15 protein-coding genes are annotated in these 17,592 nt (G+C 67.6%); 9 read left to right on the top strand and 6 right to left on the bottom strand.

All coding sequences use genetic code 11. The annotated features are described in order from the left end of the window. Window positions 1-109: 109 nt before the first annotated feature. The 3 genes from ispG (at window position 110) to IU448_RS07580 (ending at window position 4,403) form a co-directional block, all read left to right on the top strand. Window positions 110-1,267 carry a flavodoxin-dependent (E)-4-hydroxy-3-methylbut-2-enyl-diphosphate synthase gene (gene ispG / locus IU448_RS07590; protein WP_195054699.1) on the top strand — a complete coding sequence of 386 codons (1,158 nt, stop codon included), beginning with the start codon at window positions 110-112 and terminating at the stop codon, window positions 1,265-1,267. A 124-nt stretch (window positions 1,268-1,391) separates the two neighbouring features. Continuing rightward, complete coding sequence (locus IU448_RS07585; RefSeq protein WP_195054698.1) at window positions 1,392-2,255, top strand: GNAT family N-acetyltransferase; 864 nt, start codon at window positions 1,392-1,394, stop codon at window positions 2,253-2,255. A 360-nt stretch (window positions 2,256-2,615) separates the two neighbouring features. Beyond that, window positions 2,616-4,403, top strand: a complete 1,788-nt coding sequence (locus IU448_RS07580; protein ID WP_195054697.1) for a penicillin-binding transpeptidase domain-containing protein — start codon at window positions 2,616-2,618, stop codon at window positions 4,401-4,403. Window positions 4,404-4,424: 21 nt separating this feature from the next. Here the strand turns inward: IU448_RS07580 and IU448_RS07575 are convergent, their stop codons facing one another. From IU448_RS07575 to IU448_RS07555, 5 genes are all read right to left on the bottom strand, one after another. Further along, entirely contained in the window at window positions 4,425-4,643 is a 219-nt protein-coding gene (locus IU448_RS07575; RefSeq protein WP_195054696.1) for a hypothetical protein, read from the bottom strand. A 212-nt stretch (window positions 4,644-4,855) separates the two neighbouring features. Next, on the bottom strand, window positions 4,856-5,353 hold the full coding sequence (locus IU448_RS07570) for a peroxynitrite isomerase (protein ID WP_195054695.1): 498 nt from the start codon (window positions 5,351-5,353) through the stop codon (window positions 4,856-4,858). Window positions 5,354-5,434: 81 nt separating this feature from the next. Next, window positions 5,435-5,962 carry a hypothetical protein gene (locus tag IU448_RS07565; RefSeq protein ID WP_228812060.1) on the bottom strand — a complete coding sequence of 176 codons (528 nt, stop codon included), beginning with the start codon at window positions 5,960-5,962 and terminating at the stop codon, window positions 5,435-5,437. Window positions 5,963-6,042: 80 nt separating this feature from the next. Further along, complete coding sequence (locus tag IU448_RS07560; protein ID WP_195054694.1) at window positions 6,043-7,431, bottom strand: APC family permease; 1,389 nt, start codon at window positions 7,429-7,431, stop codon at window positions 6,043-6,045. A gap of 116 nt (window positions 7,432-7,547) precedes the next feature. After that, window positions 7,548-8,408, bottom strand: a complete 861-nt coding sequence (locus IU448_RS07555; RefSeq protein WP_195054693.1) for a helix-turn-helix domain-containing protein — start codon at window positions 8,406-8,408, stop codon at window positions 7,548-7,550. Between the two features lie 1,063 nt (window positions 8,409-9,471). On the opposite strand from IU448_RS07555, the gene IU448_RS07550 reads away from it, so the two are divergent. From IU448_RS07550 to IU448_RS07530, 5 genes are all read left to right on the top strand, one after another. Then, on the top strand, window positions 9,472-9,831 hold the full coding sequence (locus IU448_RS07550; RefSeq protein ID WP_195055103.1) for a DUF4254 domain-containing protein: 360 nt from the start codon (window positions 9,472-9,474) through the stop codon (window positions 9,829-9,831). 165 nt (window positions 9,832-9,996) lie between these two features. Further along, complete coding sequence (locus IU448_RS07545) at window positions 9,997-10,764, top strand: GntR family transcriptional regulator (RefSeq protein ID WP_195054692.1); 768 nt, start codon at window positions 9,997-9,999, stop codon at window positions 10,762-10,764. A 79-nt stretch (window positions 10,765-10,843) separates the two neighbouring features. Then, the gene (map, locus tag IU448_RS07540) at window positions 10,844-11,707 is read left to right on the top strand and encodes a type I methionyl aminopeptidase (protein WP_195054691.1); all 864 of its coding nucleotides are present in this window, start codon (window positions 10,844-10,846) and stop codon (window positions 11,705-11,707) included. Further along, window positions 11,704-13,353 (top strand): cobyric acid synthase, encoded by a 1,650-nt coding sequence (locus IU448_RS07535; RefSeq protein WP_195054690.1) that lies wholly within the window; start codon window positions 11,704-11,706, stop codon window positions 13,351-13,353. The genes map and IU448_RS07535 overlap by 4 nt, the downstream gene beginning before the upstream one ends. A 111-nt stretch (window positions 13,354-13,464) precedes the next feature. After that, window positions 13,465-14,028, top strand: coding sequence for an alpha/beta hydrolase (locus IU448_RS07530; protein WP_195054689.1), 564 nt, complete (start codon window positions 13,465-13,467; stop codon window positions 14,026-14,028). A gap of 61 nt (window positions 14,029-14,089) precedes the next feature. Here the strand turns inward: IU448_RS07530 and IU448_RS07525 are convergent, their stop codons facing one another. Beyond that, window positions 14,090-15,196 (bottom strand): alpha/beta hydrolase, encoded by a 1,107-nt coding sequence (locus tag IU448_RS07525; protein ID WP_280459024.1) that lies wholly within the window; start codon window positions 15,194-15,196, stop codon window positions 14,090-14,092. A gap of 767 nt (window positions 15,197-15,963) precedes the next feature. Here IU448_RS07525 and mqo point away from each other — a divergent pair. Beyond that, window positions 15,964-17,424: a malate dehydrogenase (quinone) gene (gene mqo / locus IU448_RS07520; RefSeq protein ID WP_228812059.1), complete on the top strand. Its 1,461-nt coding sequence runs from the start codon at window positions 15,964-15,966 to the stop codon at window positions 17,422-17,424. The last annotated feature ends 168 nt before the right edge of the window (window positions 17,425-17,592 follow it).

The following is a 17,592-nucleotide window of genomic DNA, read 5'->3' as shown; positions in this document are numbered from 1 at the left end:
CGTCTCGGTGCCGGTTGCCGATGTAGTCCATGTCTCGGCTGCGCCCCACCGCGGCCGGACTAGACTCGGCACCGACCGGCCGGACCAGGACGAAAGTAGGCAGCCGAAAGTGACCAGCACAGTCGGATTGGGGATGCCGACCGCACCGGCAGCGGTGCTAGCGCCGCGGCGCAAAACCCGTCAGCTGATGGTGGGTGGTGTCGGTGTGGGCAGTGACCACCCGATCTCCGTGCAGTCGATGACGACGACCAGAACGCACGATGTGAACGCAACCCTGCAGCAGATCGCCGAACTCACGGCGTCGGGCTGCGATATCGTGCGGGTGGCATGCCCGCGGCAGGAAGATGCCGACGCGCTGCCGATCATCGCGAAGAAATCCCAGATCCCGGTGATCGCCGATATCCATTTCCAGCCGCGCTATATCTTCGCCGCGATCGATGCGGGGTGCGCGGCGGTGCGGGTGAACCCGGGCAACATCAAGGAATTCGACGGGCGCGTCAAGGAGGTCGCGAAGGCGGCCGGGGACGCGGGTATCCCGATCCGGATCGGTGTGAACGCCGGATCTCTCGACAAGCGGATGATGGCCAAGTACGGCAAGGCCACCCCGGAGGCGCTGGTGGAATCGGCGCTGTGGGAGGCGGGCCTGTTCGAGGAGTACGGGTTCGGCGATATCAAGATCTCGGTCAAGCACAACGATCCCGTGGTGATGGTCGAGGCCTACCGGCAGCTGGCCGCCCAGAGCGACTATCCGCTGCATCTCGGCGTCACCGAGGCGGGGCCGGCCTTCCAGGGCACCGTGAAATCCGCCGTCGCGTTCGGTGCGCTGCTGAGCGAGGGGATCGGCGACACCATCCGGGTTTCGCTGTCCGCGCCGCCGGCCGAGGAGGTCAAGGTCGGCGGGCAGATCCTGCAGTCGCTGAACCTGCGTCCCCGCAAACTGGAGATCGTGTCCTGTCCGTCGTGTGGGCGGGCGCAGGTCGATGTGTACACCCTCGCGAACGAGGTCACCGCCGGTCTCGACGGCCTGGAGGTACCGCTGCGGGTTGCGGTGATGGGTTGTGTCGTCAACGGACCGGGTGAGGCCCGGGAAGCCGATCTGGGTGTTGCCTCCGGCAACGGCAAAGGGCAGATCTTCGTCAAGGGCGAGGTCATCAAAACAGTGCCCGAGGCGCAGATCGTGGAAACACTCATCGAGGAAGCCATGCGGATCGCCGAGGATATGGGTGCGGATGCCGGGACCGGTGAACCGGTCGTCAGCGTGGGCTGAACGCGCCGTGGTGTCGGCTCGCGGCTGTCGCGAGCCGGACCGCGCTGCCTTCGCGGTGGCGCCGCGGCGGGCGCTTTCCGGATATCCATATCGCGTGGCCGCACTTCATGGCAGGCTGTACTAGGTGCGGAGTCTGCTGGAGCCGACCCGGCGCGCGAAATACGTTCCCGCGCGCCAGCTCGCCAAGCGGGACCTGGGCCAGGTGCTCAGGGTGCTCGACGAGGACCCGGTGGCGGCCTGTATGGTCGCCGCCCGGCTACAGGAATACGGTCTGGACAGCCGGTACGGTCAGGGCGAATTGTGGAGCCACGGCGGACCGGCCGAATCCCTGTGTTTCTCCGGCGTCAACCTCATCCCGTTACGCGGTGACCGCGATGCCCTCCGGGCTTTCGCCGACCGTGCCCTGCGTTGGCCGCGGATGTGTTCTTCGGTCGTCGGTCGCCGGGAACTCGCCCTGCCCCTGTGGGAGATGCTCGCCGGCCATTGGGGCCCGGAACGCGAACTGCGCGCGGACCAACCGCTGCTTGCACTCAGCGGTTCCGCGCTCGCGGGCGCCGACCCGGAAGTCCGTCAGGTGCGCCCCCACGAACTGGACCGCTATCTGGCGGCCGCTATCGCCATGTTCATCGAAGAGGTCGGGGTGGATCCGCGGGCCGGCGACGGTGGCCGCGGCTACCGGCGGCGAGTCGCCGGCTTGATCGAAGCCGGCCGGGCCTGGGCCAGGTTCGTCGACGGCGAGGTCGCCTACAAGGCCGAAGTGGGGGCGATGTCCCGGCGCACCGGCCAGATCCAGGGCGTATGGGTCCATCCGGAGCACCGTGGGCAGGGGCTGGGCACCGCGGGGACGGCGGCGGTGGCCAACGCGGTGGTCGCCACCGGGCGGACGGCGAGCTTGTACGTCAACGACTACAACGAGATCGCTCGCCGGGCCTATCGTGCGGTCGGGTTCCGGCAGATCGCGACCTTCGCCACGGTACTGCTGGACTGAGCCGGGTCGAGAGTGTTCGACCGAGCCGGGCCGTTCTGCGTGCACCGAGTTGGTTCGGAGGGTGTCCGGCCGAGCCGGAACGGGGCAGTGCGAGCAGGGGCGCGGCGTCGGGCGCGGGGATTCGATCGAGACATCCGATATCCGTCCGCCTCGAGAAACTGCTCGAACAGCCGCGAGCTCTGCGGCAGCGCGTGGAAGCCCGGCTGCCGCGCGCCGCCTCGGAACTCGGGCGCGGTGGCGGCGGCAATGGGTGGTCGCTGGAGCTGCCGGTGCGGCGAACGTTTTCCGCCGTATCCGAGGCCGGCAGGATCCGGTGCGCCGCAAGTGAACACCCGCCCCGGGTCGCTACGATCGGGCTCGATGACGATCCGTCCGGTACTCGTATTCGCGGTCGTGGTGCTCGCTTTCGCCACGACCGCCTGCCTCGGGGGTTCCTCGGGGCCGATCACCGCGGCGGACGGTTTCCTCGAGGCATTCGCCGCCCGCGACCTCGACGAAGCCGCCGCGCGCACGACCCGTCCCGAGAAAGCCCGGCCCGCGCTCGTATCCGCATGGGAAGAGCTGGGTGCCGAGGAACTACGCGCCGACTCGGGCGCGGCCCGGATCTCCGGTGATACCGCCACTGTCGACTACACCTACGAATGGCGGCTGACCGGTGGGCGCAGCTGGTCCTATACGGGACAGCTGCCGCTGGTGCGCAGTGGTGGCGGCTGGATCGTCCGGTGGAGCGGCTCCGCGGTACATCCCCGGCTCGGCGACACCCAGACCATGGCGTTATCGGTGCGCCCCGCGCCGGGCGCCCGGGTGAACGAGCAGTCGGGCAGCGATGTGCTGATACCGGGCACAGTCTCCCGGGTGACCTTCGACGCCACGGCGAGCACGGAGCCACGCGAGGTGGCCGGGGCGGTCTCGCGGGCGCTGATCGGTATCGACGACCGGCTGACACCGCAGCGCATCCTGGATTCCGCCCGCGCCGCAGACGGTCTCTACACGGTGATCGTGCTGAACGAGACCGAGTTCGTCCGGGCCGGCCCACAGCTCATCGGCCTGCCGGGGGTTCGGGTCACCCAGGAATGGGATCTGACCCCGGCCGATCGGAATTTCGCTCCCGACCTCATGACACAGGTTCGGCAGGCTGTGATCGACGATGTGCACGGCCGGGCGGGCTGGCGCGTGGTCGCCCGGAACGAGGGTGGCGCGGAAACCGGTGTGTTGCACGAAGTGGCGGCGCAGCCGGTGCCGTCGTTCACGTTGAGCGTGGACCGCCGGGTACAGAATGCCGCCCAGCGGGCGGTCGACGGGCGCCGGGAACAGACCATGATGGTGGTGATCGAACCGTCCACCGGTGGCATCCTCGCTGTCGCGCAGAACGCAGCCGCCGACCGCGACGGCCCGGTGGCCACCATCGGCCAGTATCCGCCGGGTTCGGTGTTCAAAACGGTGACCGCCGCTGCCGCGATCTCGGGCGGTCTGGTCACCCCGGACACCGTGGTGGCGTGTCCGAGCGCGATCACCATCGGTGAGCGCCTGATTCCGAACTACAACGGTTTCACGGTCGGAGAAGTCCCGTTGTCGACCGCCTATGCGCGTTCCTGCAATACATCGTTCGCGAAATTGGCCAGCGAATTGCCACCTGCCGCACTTTCGGATACGGCGGCGGCCTTCGGAATCGGCCCGGATTACGTGATTCCGGGTTTGCCGACCTTTTCCGGTTCCGTACCCGTTTCCGAGGATCGGACGCAGCGGACCGAGGACGGAATCGGGCAGGGCCGGGTGGTGGTCAGTCCTTTCGGTATGGCGCTGCTGGCCGCGACGATCGCTCACGGCAGTGCGCCGACCCCGTATCTGATCGCCGGTCGCGATACCGTCGTCGACGGGCCGCGGCCGGCACCGGACCCGGTGGCCGTGCGCGGTCTGCGGGCGATGATGCGGGAGGTGGTCTCGAGCGGAACCGCCAACCGGATCGCGGACCAGGGGGCGGTGTTCGGCAAAACCGGTGAAGCGGAGGTGGCCGGCGGCTCACATTCCTGGTTCGTCGGCTACCGTGGTGATCTCGCGTTCGCAACGTTGCTGGTCAAGGGTGGTAGTTCCGATAACGCCGTCGCGGTGACCCGCGATATGCTGGCCGCTCTCCCCGACGGCTACTGATCATGTGGGACCGTGACCGGATCAGGGCCCGGTGGTGTCGGCGCCGGCGTCGGTCGTTGTTGCGTATCGGTGACCGGTATCGGTGTCCACCGGATCGCTTACCTGTGCGGGCGCGACGACCGAAACGGCGCGATCCGAGACCGGGGCCGACGCGGCGGTATCGGTGCCGAGGATTTCGACCACCCCGGTGCCGCCGAGAATAAGTCCGGCGGTGATGAGAGCAACGGTGGAACGCTTCATATCCGGCTCCCTCCGATTCAGAGGTTCGACAGCGGGCGAGCCCGGGCGGCACCTGCGGCCGGGCCCTGCGTAAGAGTTTTCTGAAAATTTGCTGCTCAGGTCAACCTAAGCCGGAATCCCGCATCGAGACAAGATGGAAAGCTGCGGAAAATCGGCGATAGGCAAATCGTGACCCGCGCCCGGAAATCCGTGACGTGTTCGTTATGCCCAGTTCAGATCTTCTGCAAACTCGCGGCGAGATGATCCTGTAGGGGCAGGCCGACAGCGCCCATCTGCAACGTGTAGTCGATAACACCACCGTGCATATGAATGGTCCGGCTGAGTGCGGTCACCGATTTGGCGGTGCTGCTCAGGCCGATCGCGGTGGACTCGAGTTCCAGGCGGATCTCCGCGTCGGCGAGGGTGAGTTTGCCCTCGCAGATCTCGGTGATGCCGGTGGGATGGGACAGGATCAGTTCCACCCGGTCGGGACCGGGGCAGCGCAGGTAGCCGGTCTCCACATGCAGGGGACGGTTGTCGTCGGCGTGGCGGGTGCGTTGCCGGTAGGTGAGGAAGGGGCGGCCGAGATGACCGAAGGTGATTTCCTCCAGATAGCCGAACGGCTCGATGGTCGGATAGTCACCCTGCCCGGAGCCGCGCCAGGTCCCGAGGAGGCCGGCCAGCGGCGCGATAGCGGGATGCGGGGCGGCGGGTGTATGCGGTTCGGCCACGGCCCACAAGAATAGACCCTTGCCGATCGATCGGATACATCCGATCGATTCCTCCGCGCGCCGCCCGGCTCCGGTGGGACGTTACTTGTTCTTGCGGCGGCCGAACGGCCAGAACGAACGGGTGCGCCGCCTCGGCAACGCCGCGTAGACCATGGTCATCTCGGCGAAGACACCTGCCTCCCGTTCCCGGTCGTCGCCGAAATCGTCGCGCCCCAGGATCTGGGTGATCGAGCCCGGGGCGATGGTCGCCAGCGCGTCCAGCAGCGCCGGGTTGAGGGCGCCGATCGAGATCCGGGTGATATCGGCGTCCTCGGAGCCCGGGCCGCCGTGGCCGAGCAGCATATGGCCGATGGCGTGCAGCACGATATGGTCGGCATTGCGGCCGGACGCCGATGCGTCGTAGACGATGATGTCGTCGTGTTTCCGCGCGATCCACAGTCCGTTGCCGTTGCACCCGAGTTCGGTCAGTGCCGAGCGATGCGCCGGCTGCAATGAGATCGGCCGCTTGCGGTACGCGGCCACTTCGGCCAGGTAGGTGTTGAGATCCCACGGGCTGGGTAGGGGCACCGACCCAGCCGCATCGCCGAATCTGGCGTCCATGCTTGTCATCGGCGAATACGTTACCGATCGCGCGCGCGCTCGTCACTTCAGCGATTTCCGGTCGCGGCCGTTCTGTCCGTCGGGCGAGGTTACCGGATATCGACCTCGGGCCCCACGGGTTTCACGTTGTGCGGTTTGTTCCACGCTGCCGTCAGTGCCCACAGCACCACACCCACCGCCAGCAGGACCCCGGCGATCAGATATTGCTGGGGATTGCGATCGGTGAACGGTGTGACCAGGTAGGCACAGCACACCGCGCCCAGTACCGGTAGCGGTGTCGGAGTGCGGAAGTGCTCGTGCTCGACCCGGTCACGGCGCAGTACCAGGACCGCGATGTTGACGATGGTGAAGACGACGAGCAGCAGCAGTGCGGTGGTACCGCCCAGTTCGGGTACTTCGCCGACGAACAGCAGGAGCCCGAGTGCGACCACGGTGGTGAAGACGATCGCGATATGTGGTGTGCGCCGGGTCGGATGGACGCGGCCCAGCGCGCGGGGCACAACCTTGTGCCTGGCCATACCGTAGAGCAGGCGGCTCGCCATCAGCATGTTGATCAGTGCCGAGTTCGCGACGGCGAACATGGTGATGAAGGCGAAGATCTGCGTGGGGAATCCGGGAGCGCCGATCTCCACTACCTGCAGCAGGGGCGTATCGCCTTCGGACAGCTTGTCCGGCGGTACCAGGGCAACCGCGGTGATCGAGACCAGAACGTAGATGGCGCCGGTGATCAGCAGGCCGGTGAGCAGGATTTTCGGGAAGATCCGGCTGGGTTCTTTCGTCTCCTCGGCCATGTTCACCGAATCCTCGAACCCGACCATGGCGTAGAAGGCCAGGGTCGTCGCGGCGATCACGCCACCGAACGCGGATCGGTCGCCGGTGTCGAATTCGACGATCCGGCCGAAGTCACCGTTGCCGAAACCCAGCGCCCACAGCCCGATACAGATCACGATCAGCAGACCCGAGAGTTCCACACAGGTGAGCAGCACGTTCGCCTTCACGCTCTCGCCGACTCCGCGCAGGTTGATCGCCGCGACCACGGCCATGAAGGCGAGCGCGATGAGAGTGAGGACCAGACCGTTCGCGCTGCCGAATTCGAAGGCCTCGGCGAAATTCGCCGCGAACGCCGTGGCCGCGGTGGCGGCCGAGGTGATACCGGAACTCATCACGGTGAACGTGACCATGAAGGTCAGGAAGTGGATACCGAACGCCTTGTGTGTATACAGCGCGGCGCCTGCGGCCTGCGGGTACTTGGTGACCAGTTCCAGATAGCTCAACCCGGTGATCATGGCGACGCCGAAGGCGACCAGGAACGGCACCCACACCGCGCCGCCGACCTCGCCCGCCACCCGGCCGGTCAGGGCGTAGATGCCGGTGCCGAGAATATCGCCCACGATGAACAGCAACAGCAGCCACGGGCCGATGACGCGCTTCAGCTCGGGCTGCTGTTCCGGATCGGTCCGGGCGGTGACGTCTGCCAAGGTCGCCTCGCTCCCGCGGTAACCGGTGTGCACCGGTGATCGGACAGGTGCGCCTTGTATACCCGTTCGCCGGGCCCGCAATGCCCGTACCGCGCCGATACGCGCGAAATATGCGGTCAGATCATGGATTCGGCGGCCTCGGCGATCAGCGCCGCGGAATCCCGCGGGCTCAGTGCCATCGCGCGCAGCTGGTCGAACATGACACCGAAGCGGCGGATCTCGGAATGGCCCTCGATCAGCGCGTCGCCGGAAATGCCTTCGACATAGACCAATTCGGGATCGGTCGGGTCCGGGAAATCGAGAATGGTGAACGATCCGGCCATGCCGGGGTGTGCGCCCGCGTCGAACGGCAGGATCTGCAGGATCACGTTCTTGCGTTTGGTCGCCTCGCCCAGCCGCTGCAGCTGACCGCTCATGACCTCCGGACCGCCGACGATGCGGCGGATGGCGGCCTCGTCCAGCACAACCCACAGTTCGAGGGGCTCGTCCTTGGCGAGCACCGCCGCGCGGTCCATCCGGGCCCGGGCCCGGCGCTCCAGGTCGGAGGCTTCCAGTTTCGGCATACAGGTGTCGATCACGGCCATCGCGTACTGCTCGGTCTGTAGCAGGCCGGGGATGAAGGAGGTCTGATAGTGCCGGGCCGACAGCGCCACCGATTCGAAATTGATGTACGCGGCGTAGACCTCGGACAGGCTGGCCTCGTAGGGCCGCGACATTCCCGGTTTCTGCGCGTCGGAGAGCAGTTCCAGGGCTTCCTGGCGGCGCGCCGCGTCGATACCGTAGAGGTCCAGCATCGTCATCAGCGTGCGGCGTTGCGGACGGGCCTGGGCGGTTTCGATCCGGTACAGGGTGGTCACGTTGATCCCGGTGCGGGCGCTGACCTCCTCTTTGCTCAGCCCGGCATCTTCGCGCATCTCCAGCAACAGCACCGAGAGCCGGCGCAACCCCGCCGTGAGGACGGTGCGTTTGCCTGCCATGTCATCCCTTTCGACCAGCGCTATCTGCGATGGGCGGTGCCCCCCGTTCGCGGCGGCCGCACGCCCTGTGGTGCCCACCATAACGAGCGGCGAGTACCGGTGTGATCGGCAGTACCGAGCGGCGGGCGGGCCGTCGGACCCCGGGCGGCCGGTGTCGCACGTGTTGTCGCGTCGTCCGGTGCGGAGCCGGCCTGTGGACGGGTCGGCTGCCGTCGGTGGCGGTTACCGCGTAGCGCTGCGGCCGTCGACGATACGCGGTCCGGTCCGGGCTCGGTGGCGTTCCGTTCGGGCCGGCCTCGTTGCCGGCGGCCCCGGACTATGGTCCGCACCGGCCGGAACCGGCTCGGTTCGGCGGCGGGCCGATTGGTGACGATAGTGCGCCCAGTTGGCGCCTGATGCCGGAATCCTTCGAGAACGGACAACTTCCGGTAAAGATGGCAAATATATGGCAATCTTTCACATGTCGGTGCGAAGGTGTGCGCGCGTGACCCCGTAACGCCGGACTGTGTATGCGTGAAACGGTATCGGAGCGCTGGGGGTTCGTGGGTCCCTCGCCGGTGGTCGCGGCGGCCGGGTGCCTGCGTGTGGCCACCACAGGAGTGCGAATGGTGCCGGGAGGCCGGCGCGGATATGTATCGGCACGGTTGCGATGTGGTCGCGTAACGCGTTGTCCCGCCTGGTAACGCGGGGGCGGCGGGTATCGTTCGGCGCGGCGGGGTTTCGGGCCGCCGACGGGAACTGGCTTGGCGGGTAAGCGTTTTCGGTGGGTCCCCGGTGAGCTTCCGTGAAGAGGATCGTTAGGCTTGCGCACAACGCTGTTCGCAACATTGCGTACCGAAGTCTTGTGTTCTTGCATCTGTAAGAGCATGATCCAGCTAGCCTTGTTGTGAACAACGATCCGATGTCCGGGATTACCGAATCGAGAGTCGATCATGTTGGTACAGAGTGTGATGGTGCCGGGTGAGTCCGAGGGGTGCAGATGAGCGCGCCCACACTGGGGACCCTGCCGACAGCGCCACAGTTGCTGTGCGCCTTTCAAGGACGGCGGGCCCAGGATCGGGTGCTGCTACGTTTCGCGCATGCGCTCGTCGAACTGCACAAGCGCCGGGTGTATGTCCGGGATCTGGCCGAGATCGCCGAAATAGACGGTCGCCGAAGCGAACTCGTGAACGACATCAATGATTGGATTGTCCGCGAGATGCCGCAGCATCGCCGCGGGGCCTCGCTGCACACCGAAAGCCTGGGGGCGGTGATCGACCGAATGGCGCACAGCTGGGTCGCGGCGAATCAGGCCATCGAAGCCGACGGTGTGCGCAGTGATCGTACCCATCGGCACTGGTATCACCTGGCCGAACTGGTGGACGGTTACACGGATTTGGTCGCCGAGGTGGTCGGTGGCCGACGTCGGCTGCCGGTGCAGTGACAGGGCGCCGCGGACCGATCGGCTGTTCAGTCCGATGAACGCGAAATCCCTTGCGGCGGGTCCGGGAAACCGCCGCGAAATGTCGAATGGCCTAGACCCGACGATGAGCCGTGGCGAACGCTCGGTTAATCGGGCGGTGCAGGTCAATTGGAGGTAGGTTCTGCCATGATTCACACGGATGGCGTCGCAACCGTATCGGCGCGAGAAGACCTCCGTACCGAGGTGCGGACGCCGGGCGGTGTGGCACTGTCGAAGGTCTATCGGGTACGTGCCGAAATCGACACGATGCTCGATGAGCTACGCCCCGGCGATCGGGTGCCCGCCGAACGCGAACTCGCCGGCCGGTTCGGCGTCGCCCGCGAAACCGTCCGGCACGCGTTGCGCGATCTCGCCGTCGAAGGCCGTATCCGCCGCCAAGGTCGCGGCACGGTGCTGGCCCGGCCGAAGGTCGTCCGGCCGCTGGCGCCCGAATCCGCCGGCGAAGAAGCCGCCGGAGTGGTGCGCCGGTTGCTGTCCTGGGAGGACGGCGTCGCAGATGCCGAGGTCGCGCGTGATCTCGACCTGGCGCCACAGACGCCCATCATGACCCTCGAACGGCTGCTCTTCGCCGACGGCGACCCCATCGCACTGGAACGTATCGACCTGTCGCTGGACCGCTTCGGCTGGTTGCGTGCCGCATTCGACCCGCTGAGTTCGCTCGCGACGACCATCGGCGATTCGGGTGTCGAGTACGCGGGCACCACCGAGCGGATCGAAACCGTTCTCGCCGCCCCCCGGGAGGCCGCGCTGCTCCGGTGCCGGCCGGCGGTGCCGCTGTTCCGGGTGGTACGGCGCGGTATCGACACCCAGGGCCGGCCGATCGAACGGGTGGCAGCGCTCTACCGCGGTGACCGGGTCGCCTTCGAGGTCCGTACGGACGGCCGGCGCCGCTGAGCGGGCGCTCCGGCGGTGGCGGGCCATGGCCGGGAACGTTCCCGGCGACCCGCCGGCCAGCGCCTATTACTCTTGAACCATGCCCGTGCGTACCCGTCAGCCGCTGCTCCCCGGAACCCCCACCCCGATACGCGAGGTTCCCCGCACCATAGAACGCCCGGAGTACGTGTGGAAGGAAACCGCCCGCGAAGGCTCCGAACCGTGGGTGCAGACCCCCGAGACCATCGAGAAGATGCGTATCGCCGGCAAGATCGCGGCCCGGGCCCTGGCCGAGGCCGGTAAGGCGGTCGCGCCGGGGGTCACCACCGATGAGCTGGACCGGATCGCACACGAGTACATGTGCGATCACGGTGCATACCCGTCCACCCTCGGGTACAAGGGATTCCCCAAATCGTGCTGCACCTCGCTCAACGAGGTGATCTGCCACGGAATCCCCGACAGCACCGTGATCGAGGACGGCGATATCGTCAACATCGATGTCACCGCCTATATCCACGGAGTGCACGGTGATACCAATGCGACCTTCCTCGCCGGGGACGTGGACGAGGAGGTGAAACTCCTGGTGGAGCGCACCGAAGAGGCCACCATGCGGGCGATCAAGGCGGTGCGTCCGGGCCGGGCGCTCAATGTGATCGGCCGGGTAATCGAGTCCTACGCCAACCGCTTCGGCTACGGCGTGGTCCGCGATTTCACCGGGCACGGGGTCGGGCCCACTTTTCACAGTGGCCTGGTGATCCTGCACTACGACCAGCCCGCCGTCGACTCCGTGATCGAACCCGGAATGACCTTCACCATCGAACCGATGATCAACCTGGGCGGTATCGACTACGACATCTGGGACGACGGCTGGACCGTCGTCACCAAGGACCGTAAGTGGACCGCGCAGTTCGAGCACACACTGGTGGTCACCGACACCGGAACCGAAATCCTGACGCTGCCGTGAGCGCCCCCGGCGGGGCGCTGCTGATCGCCGGGACCACCTCCGACGCCGGTAAGAGCGTGCTGGTCGCCGGGATCTGCCGGCTGCTGCGGCGCCGGGGGGTACGGGTGGCGCCGTTCAAGGCGCAGAACATGTCGAACAATTCCGTCGTCACCCTGGACGGTGGGGAGATCGGCCGGGCCCAGGCGCTACAGGCGCAGGCCTGCGGACTCGAACCGAGTGTGCGGTTCAACCCGATCCTGCTGAAACCCGGCAGCGACCGGCGGTCGCAGCTGGTGGTTCGCGGCCGGGTCACCGATACCGTCAGCGCCGCCGACTACATCACCCACCGCACCCGGCTGCGTGCGGTGGTGGCTGCCGAACTCGCCGCTTTGCGGGCGGAGTTCGACGTGGTGATCTGTGAAGGGGCGGGATCGCCGGCGGAGATCAATCTACGGGCCACCGATCTGGCGAATATGGGGCTGGCGCGGGCGGCCGAACTGCCGGTGCTGGTGATCGGCGATATCGACCGCGGCGGGGTGCTGGCGCATCTGTTCGGCACCCTGGCCGTTCTCGAACCCGAGGATCAGCGGCTGATCGCCGGATTCGTGATCAACAAGTTCCGCGGCGACGTGGACCTGCTGCGGCCCGGTCTGGACCAACTGGCGGTGCTGACCGGCCGGCCCACGCTCGGCGTGCTGCCGTACCGGGACGATCTCTGGCTCGACGCCGAGGATTCGCTGGGCACCGTATCCGGGGATCGGATCGGCCGCCCCGGACCGGCTGTCGGCAGCGAATGGCTCAGTGTGGCCGCGATCCGGCTGCCCCGGATCTCCAACTCGACCGATGTGGAAGCGCTGGCCTGCGAACCGGGCGTCGCGGTCCGCTGGGTGACCGAGGTATCCCAGCTCGTGGCCGCCGACCTGGTGGTCGTGCCCGGGAGCAAAGCCACCGTCGAAGATCTCGATTGGCTGCGCCGTACCGGTATCGGCGACGAACTACGCCGGCGGGCGGCCGCCGGCCGGCCGGTACTGGGAATCTGCGGCGGTTACCAGATGCTCGGGCACCGCATCGTCGATCCGGTGGAATCCGGGGCCGGTGCGGTGGCCGGGCTCGGGCTCCTGGATATGGAGGTGGAGTTCGCACCCGAGAAGGTGCTGTGCCGCACCGCCGCCGTGGGCGCCTCGCCGCTGCCGGGAACAGAACCGGCGGATACGGCGGGGATCGTCGCGACCGGTTATGAGATCCATCACGGCCGTGTCCGGCGCACCGCCGAGAGTCCGTGGCTGCGCGTCACCCGCCGGTCCGCCCCCGACGACCGCACCGGCGCCGCTGACGGTGAACTCGCCGGTGCGGCCGCCGCCGAGCCGGCGGCCGAGGGCGCCGTGCGCGGTGCCGTCTGGGGTACGCATCTGCACGGTCTCCTCGAATCGGACGAATTCCGCCGGGTCTGGCTGGCCCAGGTCGCCCGGGCGGCCGGACGAACGGGTTTCACCGTCGCACCCGGGACACGGGTCGCCGCGGTGCGCGCCGCCCAGCTCGACCTCCTCGCCGACCTCGTCGCCGAGAACCTCGAGGTATCCCGGCTCGAGCGGCTCCTGGCCGAAGGGGTGCCGTCCGGCCTGCCGGTCGTCGAATCCACGGTGGGCGCGCTTTCCCGAATCGGCTGATCCCGGCCGGGGCGCGGGCCCGAGATCGCCGCGAGATCACGCGTCACGATCCTCGCGCTGTTTGCGGGGAGTACTCCAACGGCGCGGTGCGGCGGTGTAGCGTCAAGCGTCATGGAATCTCGGCGCATCGCGGTCGGTGACCGGGAATGGACGGTGCGGGTGGACGGTCCGGTGACCCAGCACAGCGTGCTGCTGTTCCCCGATTCCGGCGATCCACCGGAGGTCTACGACCGGGTATGCGCGCGGCTGCACAGTTCCGACCTGCGCACCATCGTGTTCGAAACCGCCACCGGTCTGGACCTCACCGGTGTCTACGCAGTGCTGGACGATCTCGGGGTGCCCTGGGCGAATGTCGCCGGCCGCGGAGCGGGCGCCAGTGTGGCGTGGCAGGTCTGCGCAAAAGGGTTCGGGCGGTTCGTCAGCCTGATAGTGGCCGATCGCGGGCATCCCGCAGTGCCGGACGGGGCCGGCGCGGTACTGGAGGCCGGGTGCCCGGCCGTCGAACTGCCGACCACCGTCCTGGTGACCAAAGGGCTGCCGCGGTCGGTTGCCGACAACTCCGGACGGCATGTCTACGGCGAGTTCCGGGTGGTGGACCTCGACGTCGACAATGTGGCCGCCGAAGCGGATCAGGAATTCGCCACCGAGATCGTGCTGCGCACCAGCATGTGGTGAACCGGTTCGCCGAGCTGCCGGGACGGGCCCGCACGGGGTTCGTTGCCGGGGCGTACGGCCGCTAAACGGGCGCGCCCGGGCGGTAGACCGCGAGCCAGTCCAGCCAGCTGTCCAGTTCTCGGAAAGCCTCCGTCCGCGGTTCCTCGGCGGAGAGGAAGACATCGTGGCGCGCCCCGTCGATCGGGACGATGGTGGTGCGATCGCCCAGGCAACCGGCCCAGCGCTGGATCTGGGCGACATCCAGGACGGCGTCGGCCACATCGACGGCGGGCCCGTACTCGCGAGCGAACCGCGTGAGCTTCGACCGCAACAGCAGGGCCGGCACACCGATATCCAGACCCCGGTGCAACCGCGCCTGCCCCATGCGGACAGCGCGCAGCCAGCCGGCCCGCACCGGGAAGCCCTGCCGGGGCTTCCAGTCCAGGTCGTAGTCCCATTCACCGGCCACACTGTGGTGCAGACTGTCGCCGTAGGCACTGGATTTGCTCAGCGGCAGCGCCGACTTGGCCCGGAACCGGCCCACCGTGTTGATCAGTTGCGTGCCGACCGTGCGCACATACGCCGGCCCCTGCAGATCGAACCAGGGACTGTTCAGGACCAGCCCGCTGATCCCGGCCGCCGCCGTGCCGCCCGCGCGCTGCAGCCGATCCAGCCACAGCGCGGCCACCAGGCCACCGGTCGAATGACCCATGACCAGAACGTTGCCCTGCGTTTCGTCGGCGATCAGACGTAGCGCTTCGTTCAGCTCCCGGTCGTAGAGCGCCAGATCGCCGATGAAGTGCGGGGTCTGGCCCGGACGCAGCGAACGGCCGCATTTGCGCAGGTCCAGTGCGTAGAACCGGTGACCGCGGGCGGCCAGATGCGCTGCAACATGCCGTTGGAAGAAGTAGTCGGTGAACCCGTGCAGGTACAGGACGGCCGCGGCCGTGCCGGTGGCGCCGGAACCGGCTGTGCCGGGGCCGGCGCTGCGCGAGGTGCCGGGATCGACTCGGCCGGTGGCCCCGGAATCGGGCAGATGGCGTACCAGGGTGGCGACGATCTCGCCTTCGCCATCGGGGTCGCTCCCGAGGTTCAGGGTGCGGTATTCGTACCCGTCACCGAGTACATCCGGCTGCCAGATCTCGGCCGCTCCCAGCACGCTGCTGCCGGCCGGGTATTCGTTCGTCACGTGTCCAATCTAGGCGCATCACCGCCGCCCCTCTGCTCGTCCCGCGTCGATACGGCCGTATTCCGTCCGCAGCGGCGCGCTCCGGACCCCAGCGACCTCCGGCGTGGGTGCCGGTATGCCGGTGCCGTCCACGGTCGCGCCTTGCCTGGACGCGGTGCCTCGCCGGGCGGAATGCGTCTGAGTGTCGCGTTCGCTCGCAGCGCCGCACGGGCCTCGGCATTCGAATACCGGCGGCTTCCGGCGGGTCGCCGTGCTCGCCCCGCACGGCTGGGTGCGTCGGTGCCGGTGCTGTCCGGTTCGCCGCGGTGGTCCGACCGCGGTTTCGCTCCGGCCGTGCGCGTCGAGACGGCAGTGTCGGATCCGGCGACGGCCTCGGCCACCGGCCGGCGTACCTCCGCGTTCGTTCCTGGCCGTGCGGGTTCGCGGACAGCTGCGTGCAACCGTGTTAATTGCGCCACTGGCTCTCGGTGACGGTGCCGCTCGGAGCGTCGGGGCAGAGGAATCTAGGTCACAATCGCCGCCCTGGCTGCGGATTCCGCGCGTGTCGAGGTGCACAATTAGCAGTAGTGAACGGCGGGTAACCTACATTCGGCCGCGCCCGAAGAGACTCGTCGCCGTCCGTGAACAACTGCATATGCGCCCGTGCCCCAGCGGACCACATCCCATCGGAATGTGTGCCCCGCGCACCAGGACAAGGAAGTCGAACACCCGTGCCGAACGCTGCCCAGACTGAAAAGACCGATGTAGTCCTCATCGGTGCCGGCATCATGAGCGCCACCCTCGGCGCGCTGCTGCGCCAGCTGCAGCCGGACTGGTCGATCACGGTGTTCGAACGCCTCGATGCCGCCGCGGCCGAGAGCAGCGACCCCTGGAACAACGCCGGCACCGGGCACTCCGCGCTGTGCGAACTCAACTACAGTCCGCAGAAACCGGACGGCTCGGTCGATATCGGCAAGGCCGTCGACATCAACGAGCGGTTCCAGGTATCGCGGCAGTTCTGGGCCTACGCCGTCGAGAACGGGATCCTCAGCGATCCCTCCCGGTTCATCAACCCCATCCCGCACGTGAGCTTCGTCCACGGCGCCGCCGACGTCGAATACTTACGCAAGCGCTACGAGGCCCTGGCCCGGCATCCACTGTTCGCCGGGATGGAGTACATCGACAGCCCCGACGAGTTCGCCCGCCGGCTGCCGTTGATGGCCCGCGGCCGCGATTTCTCCGATCCGATCGCCCTCAACTGGACCGACGGCGGCACCGATATCGACTTCGGTTCGCTGACCAAGGAACTACTGGCCCATATCGGCGCCACCGGCGGCGAGATCGCCTTCGGTAACGAGGTCCGCAACCTGAGCAAACAGCGCGACGGCAGCTGGAAGGTGACGGTGCGCAACACCCGCACCGGTCGCCGCCGCACCGTGGTCTCCAAGTTCGTATTCGTCGGTGCCGGTGGCGGTGCGTTGCCGCTGCTGCAGAAATCGGGAATCAAGGAGATCGGCGGGTTCGCCGGGTTCCCCGTATCGGGTCAGTTCCTGCGCTGTACGAACCCCGAACTGGTCGGCCAACACGAAGCCAAGGTGTACGGCAAGGCCGCCGTCGGCGCACCGCCGATGTCGGTTCCGCACCTGGACACCCGCGTCATCAACGGCAAGCCCGGGCTGCTGTTCGGTCCCTACGCCGGCTGGACCCCGAAATTCCTCAAGGACGGTAGCAACGCCGACCTGTTCAAATCGATCAAACCGGGCAACCTCGTTCCCATGCTGGGTGTCGGTGTCACCGAGCTCGGCCTGGTGAAGTACCTGGTCACCGAACTGATGAAATCGCAGGCCGGCCGCGTGTACACGATGGAGGAATTCATTCCGCGCGCCGAAGGCCGCGATTGGGAACTCATCACCGCCGGGCAGCGGGTTCAGATGATCCGGCGTAAGGGCGCCGGTGGTGTACTCGAACTCGGGACCGCTGTGATCGCCGCGCAGGACGGGTCCATCGCGGGTCTGCTGGGCGCCTCGCCGGGTGCCTCCACCTGTGTGACCGCGATGCTGGACGTGCTCGAACGGTGTTTCCCGGCGGAGTACGCGTCCTGGACGCCGAAGTTGAAGGAAATGGTCCCCTCGCTCGGTGTCAAGCTCTCGGAGAATCAGGCGCTGTTCGGCGAGGTCTGGGACTGGACCGGAAAAGCGTTGCAGCTCACCGGAAGCGGCGCCCACGCGGCTGTGCCCGCGGGAGCCTGACGCGGCTGTGCCCGCGGGAGCCTGACGCGGCTGTGCCTGCGGGAGCCCGACCGGTCCGTACGAATGTTCGCCACGCCCACGGGACTCGATCCCGTGGGCGTTCGCGGTCTTCCGTAGCCCGGTATCCGTCCGGCCGTGGGCATTCGCGTGCATCTCGCGGCGAGGTGT

The organism is Nocardia flavorosea, assembly GCF_015477805.1.
GTDB lineage: Bacteria > Actinomycetota > Actinomycetes > Mycobacteriales > Mycobacteriaceae > Nocardia > Nocardia flavorosea_A.
This window is presented reverse-complemented; position numbering and strand designations above follow the sequence as displayed.

Coding starts and splice junctions, on each gene's coding strand:
- IU448_RS07575 (WP_195054696.1), bottom strand. CDS start 4,643: ATGAAGCGTTCCACCGTTGCTCTCATCACCGCCGGACTTATTCTCGGC.
- IU448_RS07530 (WP_195054689.1), top strand. CDS start 13,465: ATGGAATCTCGGCGCATCGCGGTCGGTGACCGGGAATGGACGGTGCGG.
- IU448_RS07545 (WP_195054692.1), top strand. CDS start 9,997: ATGATTCACACGGATGGCGTCGCAACCGTATCGGCGCGAGAAGACCTC.
- IU448_RS07580 (WP_195054697.1), top strand. CDS start 2,616: ATGACGATCCGTCCGGTACTCGTATTCGCGGTCGTGGTGCTCGCTTTC.
- IU448_RS07555 (WP_195054693.1), bottom strand. CDS start 8,408: ATGGCAGGCAAACGCACCGTCCTCACGGCGGGGTTGCGCCGGCTCTCG.
- IU448_RS07565 (WP_228812060.1), bottom strand. CDS start 5,962: ATGACAAGCATGGACGCCAGATTCGGCGATGCGGCTGGGTCGGTGCCC.
- map (WP_195054691.1), top strand. CDS start 10,844: ATGCCCGTGCGTACCCGTCAGCCGCTGCTCCCCGGAACCCCCACCCCG.
- mqo (WP_228812059.1), top strand. CDS start 15,964: ATGAGCGCCACCCTCGGCGCGCTGCTGCGCCAGCTGCAGCCGGACTGG.